Origin of the sequence: Micrococcus sp. 2A (assembly GCF_039519235.1) — a bacterium.
In the GTDB taxonomy this organism is placed as follows: domain Bacteria; phylum Actinomycetota; class Actinomycetes; order Actinomycetales; family Micrococcaceae; genus Micrococcus.
The window spans coordinates 1,355,868-1,373,921 of the sequence record NZ_CP154351.1 but is presented as its reverse complement, the minus strand read 5'-3'; the positions used below and the strand labels follow the sequence as shown (position 1 = coordinate 1,373,921).

The 18,054-nt window shown below is 70.4% G+C and carries 16 protein-coding genes and 1 pseudogene; 12 read left to right on the top strand and 5 right to left on the bottom strand.

Annotation, left to right across the window (positions count from 1 at the left end; translation table 11 throughout):
• Window positions 1-8 precede the first annotated feature (8 nt).
• The 5 genes from era (at window position 9) to AAG742_RS06365 (ending at window position 5,075) form a co-directional block, all read left to right on the top strand.
• A complete protein-coding gene (gene era / locus AAG742_RS06385) occupies window positions 9-971 on the top strand; it encodes a GTPase Era (RefSeq protein WP_248115572.1) in 963 nt (320 codons plus the stop codon).
• Window positions 972-1,141: 170 nt separating this feature from the next.
• On the top strand, window positions 1,142-1,534 hold the full coding sequence (locus AAG742_RS06380) for a hypothetical protein (RefSeq protein ID WP_298711015.1): 393 nt from the start codon (window positions 1,142-1,144) through the stop codon (window positions 1,532-1,534).
• 145 nt (window positions 1,535-1,679) lie between these two features.
• Window positions 1,680-3,410 (top strand): 2-isopropylmalate synthase, encoded by a 1,731-nt coding sequence (gene leuA / locus AAG742_RS06375; RefSeq protein WP_298711013.1) that lies wholly within the window; start codon window positions 1,680-1,682, stop codon window positions 3,408-3,410.
• A gap of 7 nt (window positions 3,411-3,417) precedes the next feature.
• Window positions 3,418-4,257 carry a DNA repair protein RecO gene (gene recO / locus AAG742_RS06370; protein ID WP_298711010.1) on the top strand — a complete coding sequence of 280 codons (840 nt, stop codon included), beginning with the start codon at window positions 3,418-3,420 and terminating at the stop codon, window positions 4,255-4,257.
• Window positions 4,254-5,075: an isoprenyl transferase gene (locus tag AAG742_RS06365; protein WP_298711007.1), complete on the top strand. Its 822-nt coding sequence runs from the start codon at window positions 4,254-4,256 to the stop codon at window positions 5,073-5,075. The genes recO and AAG742_RS06365 overlap by 4 nt, the downstream gene beginning before the upstream one ends.
• 10 nt (window positions 5,076-5,085) lie before the next feature.
• Here AAG742_RS06365 and AAG742_RS06360 read toward each other — a convergent pair whose 3' ends face one another.
• Complete coding sequence (locus AAG742_RS06360; protein WP_298711004.1) at window positions 5,086-6,150, bottom strand: alpha/beta hydrolase; 1,065 nt, start codon at window positions 6,148-6,150, stop codon at window positions 5,086-5,088.
• Between the two features lie 78 nt (window positions 6,151-6,228).
• Here AAG742_RS06360 and AAG742_RS06355 point away from each other — a divergent pair, with 78 nt between their 5' ends.
• The gene (locus AAG742_RS06355; RefSeq protein WP_298711001.1) at window positions 6,229-7,356 is read left to right on the top strand and encodes a quinone-dependent dihydroorotate dehydrogenase; all 1,128 of its coding nucleotides are present in this window, start codon (window positions 6,229-6,231) and stop codon (window positions 7,354-7,356) included.
• A 124-nt stretch (window positions 7,357-7,480) separates the two neighbouring features.
• Here the strand turns inward: AAG742_RS06355 and AAG742_RS06350 are convergent, their stop codons facing one another.
• Window positions 7,481-8,083, bottom strand: a complete 603-nt coding sequence (locus tag AAG742_RS06350) for a DUF3043 domain-containing protein (RefSeq protein WP_298710998.1) — start codon at window positions 8,081-8,083, stop codon at window positions 7,481-7,483.
• Window positions 8,084-8,125: 42 nt separating this feature from the next.
• Between AAG742_RS06350 and AAG742_RS06345 the strand changes: the two genes are divergently transcribed.
• The 6 genes and pseudogenes from AAG742_RS06345 to AAG742_RS06320 form a co-directional block, all read left to right on the top strand.
• Window positions 8,126-9,550, top strand: a complete 1,425-nt coding sequence (locus AAG742_RS06345) for a dipeptidase (protein WP_298710995.1) — start codon at window positions 8,126-8,128, stop codon at window positions 9,548-9,550.
• A gap of 101 nt (window positions 9,551-9,651) precedes the next feature.
• Window positions 9,652-10,044, top strand: a complete 393-nt coding sequence (gene erpA / locus AAG742_RS06340; protein ID WP_298710992.1) for an iron-sulfur cluster insertion protein ErpA — start codon at window positions 9,652-9,654, stop codon at window positions 10,042-10,044.
• 300 nt (window positions 10,045-10,344) lie between these two features.
• A complete protein-coding gene (coxB, locus tag AAG742_RS06335) occupies window positions 10,345-11,247 on the top strand; it encodes a cytochrome c oxidase subunit II (RefSeq protein ID WP_248115563.1) in 903 nt (300 codons plus the stop codon).
• Entirely contained in the window at window positions 11,247-12,959 is a 1,713-nt protein-coding gene (gene ctaD, locus AAG742_RS06330; RefSeq protein WP_248115562.1) for a cytochrome c oxidase subunit I, read from the top strand. Before coxB ends, ctaD begins: the two co-directional genes overlap by 1 nt.
• Entirely contained in the window at window positions 12,956-13,357 is a 402-nt protein-coding gene (locus tag AAG742_RS06325) for a cytochrome c oxidase subunit 4 (protein WP_248115561.1), read from the top strand. Before ctaD ends, AAG742_RS06325 begins: the two co-directional genes overlap by 4 nt.
• A 392-nt stretch (window positions 13,358-13,749) precedes the next feature.
• Window positions 13,750-14,028 (top strand): annotated as a pseudogene (locus AAG742_RS06320) (integrase core domain-containing protein); the annotation flags it as partial.
• Between the two features lie 302 nt (window positions 14,029-14,330).
• Here AAG742_RS06320 and AAG742_RS06315 read toward each other — a convergent pair.
• From AAG742_RS06315 to AAG742_RS06305, 3 genes are all read right to left on the bottom strand, one after another.
• The gene (locus AAG742_RS06315; protein ID WP_248115560.1) at window positions 14,331-16,028 is read right to left on the bottom strand and encodes a cytochrome bc complex cytochrome b subunit; all 1,698 of its coding nucleotides are present in this window, start codon (window positions 16,026-16,028) and stop codon (window positions 14,331-14,333) included.
• Between the two features lie 5 nt (window positions 16,029-16,033).
• On the bottom strand, window positions 16,034-17,110 hold the full coding sequence (locus tag AAG742_RS06310) for a Rieske 2Fe-2S domain-containing protein (RefSeq protein ID WP_248115559.1): 1,077 nt from the start codon (window positions 17,108-17,110) through the stop codon (window positions 16,034-16,036).
• A gap of 69 nt (window positions 17,111-17,179) precedes the next feature.
• Complete coding sequence (locus tag AAG742_RS06305; protein WP_298710989.1) at window positions 17,180-17,986, bottom strand: cytochrome c; 807 nt, start codon at window positions 17,984-17,986, stop codon at window positions 17,180-17,182.
• Window positions 17,987-18,054 lie beyond the last annotated feature (68 nt).

The following is an 18,054-nucleotide window of genomic DNA, read 5'->3' as shown; positions in this document are numbered from 1 at the left end:
GGATCCCCATGACCTCCCTGCTGCCCCCGCTCGTCCCGGAGGGCCACCGCTCCGGCTTCGCCTGCCTCGTGGGGCGGCCGAACGCCGGCAAGTCCACGCTCACCAACGCGCTCGTGGGGGAGAAGGTGGCCATCACCTCCTCCAAGCCGCAGACGACGCGGCACACCATCCGCGGGATCGTGCACCGGCCGGACTTCCAGCTCGTGTTGGTGGACACCCCCGGCCTGCACCGCCCTCGGACCCTGCTGGGCGAGCGGCTCAACGCCCTGGTGCAGGAGACGCTCTCCGAGGTGGACGTGGTGGGCTTCTGCCTGCCCGCCGACGAGAAGATCGGCCCGGGGGACCGCTTCATCGCCCAGCAGCTGGCCGCCCTGCGCCGCACCCCCGTCGTGGCGATCGTGACGAAGACGGACAAGGCCGACCCGGCGCAGGTGGCCGAGCAGCTGCTGGCCGTCACCGCGCTGGGCGACGAGGTGCTCGGCCCGGAGAACGGCGGGAAGGGCTTCGCCGCGGTGGTGCCGGTCTCCGCGGTGGCGGGCCGCCAGGTGGAGGACGTGGAGACCGTCCTGGCGGAGCTGCTGCCCGAGGGGCCGCCGCTGTACCCCGACGGCGAGCTGACGGACGAGCCCGAGGTGATCATGGTGGCCGAGCTGATCCGCGAGGCGGCCCTGGAGGACGTCCGGGACGAACTGCCGCACTCGGTGGCCGTGGTGGTGGAGGAGATGAACCCCCGCGAGGGGCGGCCGGCGGACCGGCCACTGCTGGACGTCTACGCGAACGTGTACGTGGAGCGCGACTCGCAGAAGGGGATCATCATCGGCAAGGGCGGCTCCCGACTGCGGCAGATCGGCTCCGACGCCCGCAAGGGGATCGAGAAGATGCTGGGCACGCCGGTGCACCTGGACCTGCGGGTAAAGGTCGCAAAGGATTGGCAAAGGGATCCCAAGCATCTTCATCGTCTGGGCATGTGACAGTCACAGACTCCCGTTGGGTGTTGGTTACCCGCTGGCAGTACCGGGGTTGTTCAACAATCCACCGAGGCGTCCCGCCTTCTCATCGTCGTGCTCCTGTGCGTGGCGTGGGTCCGTGGGGCATCGAGCACTGAGCTCAGTCCCGATGGCGTCGTCAACCAGAGGACCCCATGGCTTCTGCTGAGAGCACCCACACCCTGTCCGCAGCCCCCGTCTCCCGTCGCAACGTGACCAAGGGACTGGCCTGGTCCTCGCCAGCGGTGGGCATGGTCGCCGCGGCGCCTTCGTACGCGATCTCCGGCACCGCGTGCACGAACGCGGTGCCCACCCAGACGAGCCTGATCTCCACCGACGGCACAAAGGCCACGTTCCGCGCCACCTCGTCAACCGGGCAGACCTATACCGTCACGGTGACCACCCAGGGCGTCGTGAATGGGCAGACCTACGGGAACCCCTCGGCCCCGAGCGATGTCGCGCGGTCCTACAACATGACCGTGGGAAGCATCGCCATCAATGGCGGGAGGTCTGCAACCGGTGTCGTATCCTCCGCGCCCACCAGGTGAGACGCATCGGGTCACCTGACCGCCCCGCGCGTCGGGAGGGTATGGAATAGGAGAGAAGCCCGGTCCATCCTGGACACCCCGGCCCGGACAGTCGACGCGTCGGCGGCTCCATCCCCGCCGTCGCACAGGAAGAGGTGACGCGCCCATGCGCAATCTGCAGCAGCCCTCGGGCATGAAGCACGGCAAGTACGTGCCGTACCACGAGCAGATCCAGGTGCACCTGCCGGACCGCACGTGGCCGGACAAGGTCATCACCGAGGCGCCCCGCTGGTGCGCCGTGGACCTGCGTGACGGCAACCAGGCGCTCATCGACCCCATGGGCCCGGACCGCAAGCTGCGGATGTTCCAGCTTCTCGTGCAGATGGGCTACAAGGAGATCGAGGTCGGCTTCCCCTCCGCGTCCCAGACCGACTACGACTTCGTGCGCCGCCTGATCGAGGGCGACCACATCCCGGATGACGTCACCATCCAGGTCCTCACGCAGGCCCGCGAGCACCTGATCGAGCGCACCTTCGAGTCGCTCGAAGGTGCCGACCGGGCCATCGTGCACCTCTACAACTCCACCTCCGTGCTGCAGCGGCGCGTCGTCTTCCGCCAGGACGAGGACGGCATCGTGGACATCGCCACCTCCGGCGCCCGCCTGGTGAAGAAGTTCGAGGAGCAGCTCTCCGGCACCGAGATCACCTACGAGTACTCGCCGGAGTCGTACACGGGCACCGAGCTGGAGTTCGCCCGGCGCATCTCGGACGAGGTCGCCACCGTCCTCGAGGTGTCCACGGATCGCAAGATGATCCTCAACCTGCCCGCCACCGTGGAGATGGCCACCCCCAACGTGTACGCGGACTCCATCGAGTGGATGCACCGGAATCTCGAGCACCGGGACGCCGTCATCCTCTCCCTGCACCCCCACAACGACCGCGGAACCGGCGTCGCCGCCGCCGAGCTGGGCTACCTGGCCGGCGCGGACCGGATCGAGGGCTGCCTCTTCGGCAACGGCGAGCGCACGGGCAACGTGGACCTCGTGACCCTGGGCATGAACCTCTTCTCCCAGGGGATCGACCCGATGATCGACTTCTCGGACATGGACCACGTCCGCCGCACCGTGGAGTACTGCAACCAGCTCCCCGTCCCCGAGCGTGCCCCCTGGGGCGGCGACCTCGTGTTCACCGCCTTCTCCGGCTCCCACCAGGACGCCATCAAGAAGGGCTTCGAGGACATGGAGCGCCGCGCCGCCGAGGCCGGGACCCACGTGGACGAGCTCGAGTGGGGCGTCCCGTACCTGCCGATCGACCCGCGGGACATCGGCCGCTCCTACGAGGCCGTGATCCGCGTGAACTCGCAGTCCGGCAAGGGCGGCGTGGCCTACCTGCTCAAGTCCGAGCACAAGCTGGACCTGCCGCGCCGGGCGCAGATCGAGTTCTCCCACGTCATCCAGGAGCTCGCCGACGCCCAGGGCGGCGAGGTCTCGGGCGCCGACCTCTGGAAGGTCTTCCAGGACGAGTACCTGCCCGCCGAGGACGCCGCGGACCGCTGGGGCCGCTACCGGATCGGCTCCGTGGAGTCCGCCTCGGACGAGGACGGCGGCTTCCGCATGACCGTCGAGCTCGCCGTCGACGGCCGGGTGGAGACCCGCACTGCCACGGGCAACGGCCCGATCGACGCCTTCCTCGCCATCCTCGCCCAGGACGGCACGGACGTCCGGGTGCTCGACTACACCGAGCACGCCCTCTCCGAAGGCGGTTCCGCCATGGCCGCCGCGTACGTCGAGGCGGCGGTCGGCGACCGCGTCCTGTGGGGCGTCGGCCTGGACCACAACACGACGACGGCCTCCCTCAAGGCCCTCGTCTCGGCGGTCAACCGCGCCATGCGGGCATGATGGTCGGGTGACCGGCTCCACCCGGCGCTCCTCGGGGGCGCGGCACGGCGGCTTCGCGGCGAACTCGTATCGCACCGAGGCCATCGTGCTGCGCACCCGGGACCTGGGGGAGGCCGACCGGATCGTCGAGGCCCTCACCCCCGAGCACGGGATCGTGCGCGCCGTCGCCAAGGGCGTGCGGAAGGCGTCGTCGCGCTTCGGCTCCGTGGTGGAGCCCTTCATGCATTCCACCCTCCAGGTGGCGCGCGGCCGGGGCGAGCTGCAGACGATCACACAGGCGCAGCTGCTCCACCCCTACGGCAGCGCGCTCGCCGCGGACTACGACGCCTTCACCGCCGCCGCCGCGCTCGCTGAGACGGTCCAGCGGATCGCCGCGGTCGACGACGTCGGGCGGGCGGCCCAGTACCGCCTCTTCCACGGGGCCGTGGCAGCGCTGGCACGCCGGGCCCACGCCCCGCGGATGATCCTCCACTCGTTCGTGCTGCGGTCCCTCGCCCAGGCCGGCTGGGCGCCGTCGTTCTCGGCGTGCGCGCGCTGCGGCCGGCCCGGCCCCCACGCCGCGGTGAACGTCGGCCTCGGCGGGGCGGTGTGCCAGCACTGCCGGCCTCCCGGCTCCACCCACCCGGCTCCGGAGACGCTGGCCCTGCTCGGCGCGCTCGCGCAGGGGGACTGGGAGGTCGTGGACGCCGCGGGGGAGGCCGCGCAGCGGGAGGCGGCCGGTATCGTGTCCGCTTACCTGCAGTACCACGCCGAGCGGCGGCTCGTCTCCCTGTCCGTCCTGGACCAGGGCATCACAGGCCCGACGCCGCCCGGTCCCGCCCGGTCTCCCGCCGAGAGGAGCGCATGACCGTCTCGCCCAGCCCCTGCCTCACGCCCCCGCCGCATCCGTCGGGTGCCACGGCCCCGCGGATCGACCCGCGCTTCATCCCGCGCCACGTGGCGATCGTGATGGACGGCAACGGGCGCTGGGCCAACCAGCGCGGTCTGCCCCGCACCGAGGGCCACCGCGCCGGCGAGGCGGCGTTGCTCGACGTCGTCGCCGGGGCTGTGGAGCTCGGGATCGGCCACGTCTCCGCCTACGCGTTCTCCACCGAGAACTGGAAGCGCTCCCCGGACGAGGTGCGCTTCCTCATGGGGTTCTCGCGGGACGTGCTGCGTCGGCAGCGGGACACGCTGCACTCATGGAACGTGCGGATCCGGTGGAACGGACGTGCGCCACGGCTGTGGACCTCCGTGATCAAGGAGCTGCGCGAGGCCGAGGAGCTCACGCGGCACAACACGGGCACCACGCTGCACATGTGCGTCAACTACGGCTCACGCGCGGAGATCACCGACGCCGTCCAGGCCCTGGCCGAGGAGGTCGCCGCTGGCCGGATGCGCCCCGGCGACATCCGCGAGGACACCATCACGCGCTGGCTCGACCGGGCCTACCGCGCGGGGGAGCGGGGGATCGACGTCACCCCGGACGTGGACCTCTTCCTGCGCACCTCCGGGGAGCAGCGGCTCTCCAACTACCTCCTGTGGCAGTCGGCCTACGCCGAGCTGCTCTTCCTGGACGTGCTCTGGCCCGACGTCGACCGGCGCACCCTGTGGGACGCCGTCGAGGCCTATGCCCGACGCGACCGGCGGTACGGCGGCGCGGTGGACGCGCCCGGCGCGGGCTGAGCCCGGGGCCTCACGCGCGCGGCGGCGCGTAGGCCGACAGCCAGCGCAGGGTCTCCGCCGCGGCGGCCCGCCGGACGGGAGCGGGGGAGGCGAAGACGTCGTGCAGCGCGTCCGGGTGGCGCTGCACCATGACCCGATCGCCCAGCCGCAGGGCCCGGCGCGCCATGCTCACCGGATTGAGCACGATGTCCGCCGAGCGCATGGCCTCCCCGTAGCGCGTGCCGCGATGTCCCCGCCCGGCCACGTGCACGAGGACCGGCTCCCGGACGTCGAGTCCCGCGGCCACCGTCCGGTGGCCGGCGAGGACGGCGCCCAGCCAGGCCGCCGGCACGTCGAAGGCCCACTGGGGCCGCCAGAGCGGATGCAGGTCCCACTCGCCGTCCGCCGCGTCCGAGAGAGTGCGCCAGTAGTGGTCTATTCGGGGGAGCTTGAGCATGGCGTACGGCTGCAGGGCCGAGACGGGGTCCACCACCGCCCTGGCCATGAGGCGCACGCCCGTGCTGCCCTGCATCTCGAGCCACGGGCTGTTGAGCACGAGGGCGGCGGCCCGGCCGGGGTGACGGTCCGCCCAGAGCGCGGCGATCAGCCCGCCCGTGGAGTGGGCCAGGAGCACGGGCGGCAGCGGGTGGTCCTCGGCGAGCACCGCGAGAGCGGCGTCGAGGTCGGCGTCATAGCAGGCGAGGTCATCCGTCCAGCCGGGGGTCTGCCCCGGTCGCAGGGATCGGCCGTAGTGGCGCAGGTCCACCGCGTGAAAGGCGTACCCGGCCTCCTCGAACGCGTGGGCCAGCGGGGCGTTGTAGAAGTAGTCGCTCCAGCCGTGCACGGCGAGGACGGCGCGGCGCCCGTCCTCCCGAGAGCCCCCCGGGCGGACCACTGTGACAAGGTTCTGGCCTTGTTCATCCACCTCCAGCCCCAGGGTCCGGCGTTCGAAGCCCTCCATCAGGTCCGGCACCCATCCGCCGCCCGGGGCGTCCTCGAGCAGGGCCGTGTCCGGGCGGGTCGCGTCCGGGCCGGCGGCGGGGAGGGCGACGTCGTCCGACATGGGAGGGGCGGAGTCGGGGTCGCCGGGGGACATGGCTCCACTCTAGGCAGAGGGGCCGGCGGGGATGCCGGTGCGGCTCCGGGGGGAGCCGCCCGTGCGATCATGGGCGGCATGCAGCTGCCCGACCCGAAGACCGGAATCGACGCCCTCCTGACCTCCCGCGCGCCGCGCCTCTACCCGCCGTTCTTCCGCGCCGTGTTCGCCGGCATGGACGCGGAGGACGCCCACCACCGCGGCTTCCAAGCGATCCGCGCCGCCGAGCGGACCGGTGCCTCGGCCGCCCTCCGCTCCGCGTTCCGGCCGGATCCGCTGCTCGCCCTCACCGTCATGGGGCTGCGGTTCCCCACGCCCTTCGGCCTCGCCGCCGGGTTCGACAAGGAGGGGCGGGGCACGGCGGCCCTCGCGGACCTCGGCTTCGGCCACGTCGAGGTCGGCACCATCACGGCGCAGCCGCAGCCGGGCAATCCCCGTCCCCGCCTCTTCCGCCTGCCCGAGGACCGGGCGCTCGTGAACCGCATGGGGTTCAACAACGACGGCGCGGCCGCCGTCGCGCCCCGCCTCGCGCGCACGCGCGCCACGCTGGAGCGCCGCTTCGGCGAGGTGCGCCCCGTCCTGGGCGTGAACATCGGCAAGTCCAAGGTGGTGCCGCTCGAGGACGCCGCCGAGGACTACCGTGCCTCCACGCGGATGCTCGCCCCCCATGCGGACTACCTCGCGGTGAACGTCTCCTCGCCCAACACACCCGGCCTGCGGCAGCTCCAGGAGATCTCGGCGCTCGAGCCGCTGCTGGCCGCCGTGCGGGACGAGGCGGACCGCGCCGTCGCCGGGCGCCGCGTGCCGCTCGCCGTGAAGATCGCCCCGGACCTCGCCGACGAGGACGTGCGCGAGGTGGCCGCCATGGCCGCCCGGCTGGGCCTCGACGGCGTGATCGCCACCAACACCACGATCACGCGCGAGGGACTCACCGCGGACGCGGCGCACGTGGAGTCGCTCGGGGCGGGCGGACTCTCCGGGGCCCCGCTCACGGCGCGCTCCCTCGAGGTGCTGCGGGTCCTGCGCGCAGCCCTGCCCGCGGAGACGGCGGTCATCAGCGTGGGCGGCGTGACCGACGCCGACGACGTCCTCGAACGCCTGGACGCCGGGGCGCAGCTCGTGCAGGGCTACACCGCGTTCCTCTACGAGGGGCCGTTCTGGGCCGGTCGGATCACCGCCGGTCTCGGCCGGTCGCTGCGCGCCTGATCCCTCCGGCTCGAGGCCGTCACCGCTGCAGCCCGGGGGTGCCCCGGCCTGTGCGAGACCCGGACGACGACGGCGCCGCGCCCCTCGCGGGGCGCGGCGCCGTCGTCGTGGCTGACGGAGTGGCTCAGGCGGGGTGCTGACCGCGCTTGACCTGTGGCTTGGGCAGGCGCAGGCGGCGGAACTGCAGCCCCCGCATGACGCCGTACATGCGGGTGCCGGGCTCGGGCGTGCCGAAGCGCGCCGTGAGGCCCCGCTTCACCTGGCGGGAGAGGATCACGCTGTCCACGATCACGAGGGCCACCACCGCGTAGAGGCTCAGCATGAGGATGATCTGGAACTGCTGCCCCGGCACGAGCATGAGCAGCAGGTAGAGGAAGACGATGGGCATGAGCCACTCGCCCACCCCGGTGCGGGCGTCCACGAGGTCGCGGACCCAGCGCTTCTGAGGGCCCCGGTCCCGTGCCGGAAGTCCGCGCTCATCCCCGGTCTCGAGGGCGACGCGCTGGCGCATGCGCTCCTGGCGGGCCGCGTCGCGCTGCGCCTTCTTCGCGGCCTGTCGGTCCGCTGGGACGAGGGGGCGGCGGCGAGCGGCCTCCTGGTCGCGGCGCCGCGGCGTGGGCGTGGACTTGCCCTGCGCGCGGTCGGCGCCGGTGTGGGCGGTCGAGCCGTGGGTGGCCGGGGCGGCCGGGGGCTCGGCGGACGGGGAGGACTTCCTGCGAGTGAACACCGAGCCAGTCTAGTGCGGCGGGGCCGTCGCTAGGCTGGGTGCATGACCGAACAGATCCCCGCCGCCTCCGCCGGCTCCGTGCCGCAGTCCCTCGACGCCGAGCTCGTGACCGCCGTCCGCGCCGCCGTGGACCGCCGCTTCCCGCAGACCCTCCAGACGCTGAAGGACCTCGTGGCCGTCCCGGGCATCGCCTGGGACTCCGCTCCCCGCGAGAACCTCGAACGCTCCGCCCAGGAGGTCGCCGACCTCCTCCGCGGGGCCGGGCTGCAGGGCGTCGAGGTCGTGACCGAGACGCGCGAGGACGGCCGGCCCGGCGGCCCCGCAGTGCTGGGCGAGCGCCCCGCCGCCGCTGACAAGCCCACCGTGTTGTTGTACGCCCACCACGACGTCCAGCCCCTCGGTGACGAGTCGCTCTGGGACACCCCGCCGCTCACGGCGACGGAGAAGGACGGGCGCCTCTACGGCCGCGGCGCGGCCGACGACAAGGCGGGGATCATGGTCCACATGGCCGCCCTCGCCGCGCTGGACGAGGCCCTTCCCGACGCCGGCGTCGGCGTGCGCGTGTTCATCGAGGGGGAGGAGGAGGCCGGCTCTCCCACCTTCCGCCCCTTCCTGGAGAAGCACCGCGACCGCCTCGCCGCCGACGCGATCGTGGTGGCGGACTCCTCCAACTGGGCCGTGGGGGAGCCGGCGGTGACCACCTCGCTGCGGGGGCTCGTCGACGGCACCGTGACCGTGCGCGTGCTCGACCACGCCGTGCACTCCGGCATGTTCGGCGGCCCGGTCCTGGACGCCGTCGTCCTGCTCTCCCGCCTCGTCGCCACCCTGCACGACGAGCACGGCGCTGTGGCGGTGCCCGGCCTCGAGCCGCGCCACACGGCCTCCCTCGAGTACCCGGAGGACGTGTTCCGCGCCGACTCCGGGCTCCTGGACTCCGTGACCCTCGCCGGGACGGGCGCCCTCGCCGACCGACTGTGGAACGCCCCGGCCCTGAGCGTCCTCGGGATCGACGTCCCGAGTGTGGCCCAGTCCTCGAACACGATGCAGCCGCAGGCGCGCGCCAAGTTCTCCCTGCGCCTCGGCCCCGGGATGGACCCTGCGGCGTCCTTCGCGGCGCTCAAGGAGCACCTCGAGGCGCAGTCCGCCGCGGTGCTCGGCGCGGAGATCACCGTGGAGGCGGGCGAGTTCGGCCAGCCCTTCTCCACCGACACCTCCGCGCCCCACGCGGCCGCCATGCTGGAGGCGCTCGGCGCGGCGTGGGGCGTGGAGCCCAAGGAGACCGGCCTCGGCGGGTCCATCCCGTTCACCGCCGACCTCAAGGAGGTCTTCCCGGAGGCGACGATCCTCATCACCGGAGTGGAGGACCCGGACTCCCGTGCACACTCCGCCAACGAGTCCCTGCACCTCGGGGACTTCCGCAACGCGATCGTGGCCGAGGCCCTCTGGCTCGCCGGCCTCTCCCGCTGAGAACCCGCAGCGGGAATGCCCCGCCGTCCGGCGTTGTTGAGCCGGACGACCCCACCGGCGTCGGCATCCCCGACGCCCCCACCCCCAACCAGGAGGTCAGGATGGCACTGTCCGCAGAGGAGACCGGCGTCGAGATCGGCGCCACCGAGAACGCCGCGGGCCTTCCCCCGCACGAGGTCGAGCTCACCGAGGTCGCCGCGAACAAGGTCCGCGCGCTGCTCGATCAGGAGGGGCGCACCGACCTGCGCCTGCGCGTGGCCGTCCAGCCCGGCGGCTGCTCCGGCCTCATCTACCAGCTCTACTTCGACGAGCGCGTGCTCGAGGGCGACACCGTCCGCGACTACGACGGCGTCGAGGTCATCGTGGACAAGATGAGCGTGCCCTACCTCATGGGCGCCTCGATCGACTTCGAGGACACCATCTCGAAGCAGGGCTTCACCATCGACAACCCCAACGCCGGCGGCTCCTGCGCCTGCGGCGACTCCTTCCACTGATCCGAGGGCGACTCCGGGGACGCGCACGCGGCCCCCGCTGACCCGTGGACGACGTCGGGCCGGCTCCCCACCCGGGGAGCTGGCCCGACGTCGTCGTGATGAGGCGGCCAAGGGGCGATGCGCGGGGGAGACCGGCGGAATCCGCCCGTGTCACGGTGCGGCGATTGGGGCCCGGTCGGCTTAGACTGGCTCCTGAATCATCAGGGCATACCCGGCCCACCTGAAGGGAACCTGCGAAATCTCGCGGGAGTCCGTGGGACGGGGCGCTCATCGCACACGAGATGAAGAGGAAGGCCGTCTGTGAGAGCACACAATGACGCCGGACGTCGGACTCGCCGCCGCCTGAAGAGCGGGGCCGTCGGTGCCGCCGCACTGGTGGTGCTGACCGGCTGCTCCGCCGAGGTCCAGCAGGGCTGGATGCCCGGCACCCGGGAGACCACCAACCACAACGCCGAGCTGATCGATCTCTGGGTGAACTCCTGGATCGCCGCCCTGGTCATCGGCCTGCTCGCGTGGGGCGCGATGATCTGGTGCATGATCGCCTACCGGCGGCGCAAGAACGATCAGGGGTTCCCGAAGCAGACGGCCTACAACGTGCCGATCGAGACCATGTTCACCCTGATCCCGGTCCTGCTGGTCTTCACGCTGTGGGGCTTCAGCGACCGCGTCCAGGCCTCCGTGGACGAGCCCATCGACGACTCGCCGCTGACCGTCACCGTGTACGGCAAGCAGTGGTCTTGGGACTTCAACTACGAGTACGAGGGCCAGCAGGCCCACTACTCCGGCGTGCAGGCCCAGCTCAACGGCGAGGAGGGCGTCCGGGACACGCTGCCGACCCTCTACCTGCCCAAGGACGTGCCGGTGCACTTCGAGCTGAAGTCCCGCGACGTGGCGCACTCCTTCTGGATCCCGCAGTTCCTCCAGAAGCGCGACATGATCCCCGGCAAGACCAACCACCTGTACCTCACCCCGCAGGAGCTGGGCCGCTTCGACGGCAAGTGTGCCGAGCTCTGTGGCGAGTTCCACTCCGAGATGATGTTCAACGTGGAGGTCGTCGACGAGGCGGAGTTCACGCAGAAGCTCGACGAGATGGAGCCGGGCCTGGTGGGCGACGAGTACAACCGCAACCCGAACAACAACCCTGACGGCGCCCGGGAGATGGAGGTCGACCTCCAGACCCCCCGCGGTGGAGGTAACCACTGATGACCACTTACGAGTACGCAACGGATGAGGTGCGCACGCAGGCGCAGCCTCGTGTGGTGCCCCGTTCCCTGGGCAAGATCATCGTCAGCTGGCTGACGACCACGGACCACAAGACGCTCGGGTACATGTACCTGATCACGTCCTTCGTCTTCTTCTGCGTGGGCGGCGTCATGGCGCTCATGATCCGCGCCGAGCTCTTCGAGCCGGGCATGCAGATCCTGCAGACGAAGGAGCAGTACAACCAGCTGTTCACGATGCACGGCACCCTGATGCTGCTCATGTTCGCCACGCCGCTCTTCGTGGGCTTCGCGAACGTGCTGGTGCCGCTGCAGATCGGCGCCCCTGACGTCGCCTTCCCGCGACTGAACGCGCTGGCCTTCTGGTTCTTCCTGTTCGGCTCGCTCATCGCCACCGCCGGCTTCCTCACCCCCCAGGGCGCGGCCTCGTTCGGCTGGTTCGCCTACGCCCCGCTCTCGGACACCACGTTCTCGCCCGGCGTGGGCGGCGACCTCTGGGTCTTCGGCCTGGCGCTCCAGGGCTTCGGCACGATCATGGGCGGCGTCAACTTCATCACCACGATCCTGACGATGCGTGCCCCGGGCATGACGATGTGGCGCATGCCGATCTTCACCTGGAACACCCTCATCACGGGCATCCTGATCCTGATGGCGTTCCCGCCGCTGGCCTCGGCGCTCTTCGCGCTGGGCATGGACCGCCGCTTCGGCGGCCACATCTTCAACCCGGAGAACGGCGGTGCCATCCTGTGGCAGCACCTGTTCTGGTTCTTCGGCCACCCCGAGGTGTACATCATCGCGCTGCCGTTCTTCGGCATCGTCTCCGAGATCGTCCCGGTGTTCTCCCGCAAGCCGATCTTCGGCTACAAGTCGCTCGTCTTCGCGACGACGGCCATCGCGGCGCTCTCCGTGACCGTGTGGGCCCACCACATGTACGTGACCGGCTCCGTGCTGCTCCCGTTCTTCTCGGTGATGACCATGCTCATCGCGGTCCCCACCGGCGTGAAGTTCGTGAACTGGATCGGCACCATGTGGCGCGGTTCCATCACCTTCGAGAACCCCATGCTGTGGACCCTCGGCTTCATGGTGACCTTCCTCTTCGGCGGTCTGACGGGCGTCATCCTGGCGTCCCCGCCGATGGACTTCCAGGTCTCCGACACCTACTTCGTGGTGGCGCACTTCCACTACGTGATCTTCGGAACCGTGGTCTTCGCGATGTTCGCCGGCTTCTTCTTCTGGTGGCCCAAGTTCACCGGCAAGATGCTGAACGAGCGACTCGGCAAGATCCAGTTCTGGATGCTGTTCGTGGGCTTCCACGGCACCTTCCTCATCCAGCACTGGCTGGGCGTCACCGGCATGCCCCGCCGCTACGCGGACTACATGGTGGAGGACGGCTTCCAGGCGATGAACGCCTTCTCGACCGTCTTCTCCTTCGTCCTCGGCGCGTCGCTGATCCCGTTCTTCTGGAACGTGTACATCACCTCGCGCTTCGGCAAGAAGATCACCGTGGACGATCCGTGGGGCTTCGGCGCCTCGCTCGAGTGGGCGACCTCGTGCCCCCCGCCGCGCCACAACTTCCACTCGCTGCCGCGCATCCGCTCGGAGCGTCCGGCGCTGGACCTGCACCACCCGGAGCTGTCGGCGCACTCGCCGCAGCACGACACGGACACGGCATTCGGAGAGAGGGCACACCAGTGAAGGTCAGCGCGAACATCTTCTGGATCATCGGCGCATTCCTGATCGCCGTCGCCACCCTCTACGCCTTCTGGACCGAGTGGACCGAGTGGGCAGGCATCCCCGCCTTCTACGCCCTCGGCGCGATGAGCTGGATGATCGCCTGGTACCTCCGGTCCACCGACCGGAAGTACGGCCTGGGTCCCGCGGATGACGAGGACGGCGAGATCGCCGACTTCGCCGGCACCTACGGCACCTTCGCCCCCTGGAGCTGGTGGCCGCTGGGCCTCGGCATCGCCTGCGCGATCGTCGTGACCGGCCTCGCGGTCGGCTGGTGGGTGTTCTTCATCGGCGCCGGCCTGTCGATCTTCTTCCTCTACGGCTGGGTCTACGAGTTCTCCAAGGGCAAGTACGCCCACTGAGCTCGCCGACGCCGGCACTGGCCGCGGGCCGGATCTCCTCAGGGAGGTCCGGCCCGCGGCTTTTTCGCGTCCCGGTCGCACCAGGGAGCATTCCCCTGCAGTTCGTCCTCCTGATGCACTCCCACCCCCAGCCGTGAGGCCACGCGGCCAGCTGTCCTGACGGGACACGTTGTTCGAGGACTCAGGCGAAGCGTCGGCGCGCAGCGCGGCGGGCGAGGTCGTCAGATCCGCACACTCACCCGACGCCCCTCTGCCGCGGCGAACAGCGATGCTGGGCGTCTTCATCGCGGCGGCGCTCCTCGTGGCTCTGGCTCCATGACACGGGGTCAGCACGACAATGCCGCATAGACGTCTCGGCATGACCGGTCGTCGCGGCCGAGGACGTCGCCGGACAACGCGTCCTGTCGTACAACGGCGGCGCTTACCGCTCGCACCTGTGGCGTGGCACCTGCGGGGCCCTGTCGATCACCCCGGAGCGGACCCGCCCGTACCGTCCGCAGACCAACGGGACGGCAGTGCGCTTCCACCGCACCATGCCCGACGGATGGGCCTACGCCCGCTGCTGCACCAGCGTGCAAGAACGACGCGACGCACTTCCCGAACGGCTGCGCCAGTACGACCACCGCCGCCCTCACATCGCCTGCGGCAGCCATCCGCCCTTCTCAGAATTGATCAACGGCCCCGGTCAGGACAACGAGCGACCACGTCGCCGCCTCTCAGGCCCGTCCGCAGCGCACGAGGGTCGACCTCGGCACGCACCGTCGACGCGGTCGCCCATCCATGCGCCCTCGGTGATCCGTCCTGCGCCCGCGTCGTCCGTCACGACGGGCGCCCCTCGTCGAGCCGGGCAGACGCGGCGGCAGGCCGCCTGACGTCGTCCGCCAGGCGCCAGCGAGCAGTGCAAGGCATGACGAAGGGCCCCGCACACCGATCGGTGCGCGGGGCCCCTCCTGAGGGGGTCAGCTCAGACTGCTCAGCGGCTGATCTCCGGGTTGGCGCCGCCGTCGTGCCCGGCGCCCTCGATCTGGTCCGCATCGCCGTGGCCGCCGTGCAGGCGGGCCTCGACAAGCTCCGCGCGGGAGACGGGAGCGACGCGGTCCTGGTAGAACGCGCGGTTCAGGCCGGAGCGCATCTTCTCCATGCCGGAGACCTTGCCGTTGCGGCCCGGGGTGGCCGGGACCGGGCGGTGCTCGTCGAACGCGACCATGCGGTACATCTCGTAGTCCGTCAGCTGGCGGTGACGCTCGTGGAAGCCGCCGTCGGGGGACATCTCGATGACGCCGGCCTCGTGGCCGTGCAGGACGGTCTCCCGGTCCTTGCGCTGCAGGGACAGGCAGACGCGGCGCGTGATGAGGTAGGCGACCACCGGGCCGAGGAAGAACAGCGCGCGCAGGAAGTACGCGACGTCGTTCAGCGACAGGTGGAAGTGCGTCGCGATGAGGTCCGAGGAGGCCGCGGCCCACATCGTGCACCACATGGTCATGACGGCGACGCCGAACGCGGTGCGCGCCGGGGCGTTGCGCGGGCGGTCCAGGATGTGGTGCTCGCGGTCGTCACGGGTGATCCAGCGCTCGATCCAGGGCCACAGGATGAGGCCCACGAGGATCACGCCGACCGGGATCAGCGGCGCCAGGACGCCCATCGGGAGGGACACGGAGGAGCCCCACGGCATCGGGACGTTCCAGAGGAACGAATAGTCGCCGAGCATGCCGGGCATCAGGCGCAGGGCACCGTCGAACGGGCCGATGTACCAGTCCGGCTGGGTGCCCGCGGACACGGGGGAGGGATCGTACGGACCGTAGGTCCAGATGGCGTTGATTGTCACGGTGCCGGCGATGAGGGCCAGCACGCCGAACACGATGAAGAAGAAGCCGCCGGCCTTGGCCGCGTACACGGGGCCGACGGGGTAGCCGACCACGTTGTTCTCGGTGCGGCCGGGGCCGGGGTACTGCGTGTGCTTGTGCACGACCACCATGAACAGGTGGACGGCGATCAGCAGCAGGATGACGGCCGGCACGATCATGATGTGCAGCGCGTACAGGCGGCCGATGACCGAGTAGCCCGGGAACTCTCCGCCGAAGAGGAAGGCGGAGAGGTACGAGCCGACCAGGGGGAGGGCCTTGAGGATGCCGTCGATGATGCGCAGGCCGTTGCCGGAGAGCACGTCGTCGGGGAGGGAGTAGCCGGTGAAGCCGGCGGCCCAGCCGGCCATCAGCAGGAAGCAGCCGACGACCCAGTTCAGCTCACGCGGGCGACGGAACGCGCCGGTGAAGAAGATGCGGAGCATGTGCACGGACATGGAGGCCACGAACAGCAGGGCCGCCCAGTGGTGCAGCTGGCGCATGAAGAGGCCGCCGCGGATGTCGAAGGAGATGTCGAGGGCCGAGGCGTAGGCCGCGGACATCTCGATGCCGCGCATCGGGGCGTAGGCGCCGTCGTACGTGACATGCGACATCGACGGATCGAAGAAGAACGTCAGGAACGCGCCGGACAGCAGCAGGATGACGAAGCTGTACAGCGCCACTTCGCCGAACATGAACGTCCAGTGGTCGGGGAAGATCTTGCGGCCGAAGAACTTGACGATGGGGGACATGCCCATGCGGGTGTCCACGAAGTTCGCCACTCGGCCGGTCGAGGTGGCCGGCTGGAACTCTTTCACTGCGGTGCTCATAGGTGTCAGCCACGCTCCCAGTAGACAGGCCCGACGGGCTCATGGAAATCACTCTGAGCGACGAGGAAGCCCTCGTCGTCCACGGAGATCGGCAGCTGCGGCAGCGCGTGGCTGGCAGGGCCGAAGATCGGCTTGCACTCCTGGGCCAGGTCGAAGGTCGACTGGTGGCAGGGGCAGAGCAGGTGGTGGGTGTGCTGCTCGTAGAGGGCGATCGGGCAGCCCACGTGCGTGCAGACCTTGGAGTAGGCGAAGATGCCGTCCACGTTCCAGTCCTCACGACCGGGGGAGATCTGCACCTTCGAGGGGTCGAGGCGCATGACGAGCACCACGGCCTTGGCCTTCTCGTTCAGCTTCCCGTGCTCGACCTCGTTGAGGCCCTCGGGGATCACGTGCATGGCGGAGCCCAGGGTGACGTCGGACGCCTTGATCGGCGAGCCGGTGGGGTCACGCACGAGGCGGACGCCCTCGGCCCACATGGTGTGGCGCAGGCGCTCGGGGCCGAAGTTCTCCGCCGCGTTGTCGGCGAAGTTGTCCGTGTTGTCCAGGTCGCGGAACACGGCGATGAAGGGCAGCGGGGCCAGGAGGATCGCACCGATCAGCGTGTTGCGCAGCAGCGGACGACGCTTGATCTGGGACTCGTCGATGATGTCCGTGATCATGCCGGTGGCGGCGACGCGGTCGGCCTCCGTGCGGATCTCGTGACGCTCCTCAACGGTCTCGTGGTCGGGCATGAGCGTCTTCGCCCAGTGCACGATGCCGATGCCGATGCCGAGCATCGCCAGTGCGGTGCCGAGGCCCAGCAGGAGGTTCTGCAGGAAGATCGTGGAGAACGCCTCGTTGTTGCCGATCTGACCGACGCCGAAGTAGCCGATGAAGAACAGCACCGTGCCGACGATGGAGATGAGGAACATGATCGAGACCTGGCGCTCAGCGCGCTTGGCGGCCTTCGGATCCTCATCGGCCAGACGCGGACGGTGCGGGGGAAGGCCCGGGTTCTCGATGGCGTACCGGGACGCGTCCGCCCCGGAGTGCTCGAGGGAGTCCGAGTGTCGCTCGGTCCCTTCGTAGCCTTTCTCGCCCATATGCCTGTTTCCTTTACTCGAGTGATGAATGACGATGACGGAGGACCGGTGCGCAGGGCGCCGGCGGGATCAGGAGGACCGGCTGGTCAGCCAGACCATGAAGCCGATGATGAGGGCCAGGCCAGCGGTCCAGATGAACAGGCCCTCGGCGACCGGGCCGAGCGAGCCGAGCTGCAGGCCGCCGGGGGAGCCGTTGTTCTCGATGGTCTTGAGGTAGGCGATGATGTCGCGCTTGTCCTCGGGCTTCAGGTTCGAGTCGGAGAACACGGGCATGTTCTGCGGGCCGGTCTCCATGGCCTCGTAGATGTGCTTCTCGGAGACGCCCTCGAGGGACGGGGCGTACTTGCCGCGGGTCAGGGCACCGCCGGCGGCTGCCGCGTTGTGGCACATGGCGCAGTTGATGCGGAACAGGTCGCCGCCCTTGGCGATGTTCACGTCCTCGTGGTCCTTGTCGAGGTACTGCTCCTCGGGCAGGGCCGGGCCGGTGCCGAGGGAGGCGACGTACGCGGCGAGCTGCGCGGTCTGCTCCTCGTTGAACTGGTTCGGCTTCACCATGGCCTGGGGGCCGTTCATCTGCATCGGCATGCGGCCGGTGCCCACCTGGAAGTCGACGGAGGCGGCGCCGACGCCGACGAGCGACGGGCCGGAGGGGCCGCCCGCGGCGCCGGTGCCGTGGCAGGAGGCACAGTTCGCGTTGAAGAGCTTCTCGCCCTCGGACAGATCGTCAGCCGAGGCGGCCGCGGTGACCTGCGTGGCCGCCTGCGCCTGATTCACGGTGCTGGCGACGGAGTACAGTCCGCCGGTCACCAGGAGTCCCAGCAGGAGGAGCGCCAGCCCCATCAGGGGGTGGCGTCGATTCTGCGAAAGTGCCTTCACGGGGTTTCCTATCGTGTGTCTTCCGGACCGGGTCTCATGCCCCCCGGCCCGTACCTCTTGTCAGGTGC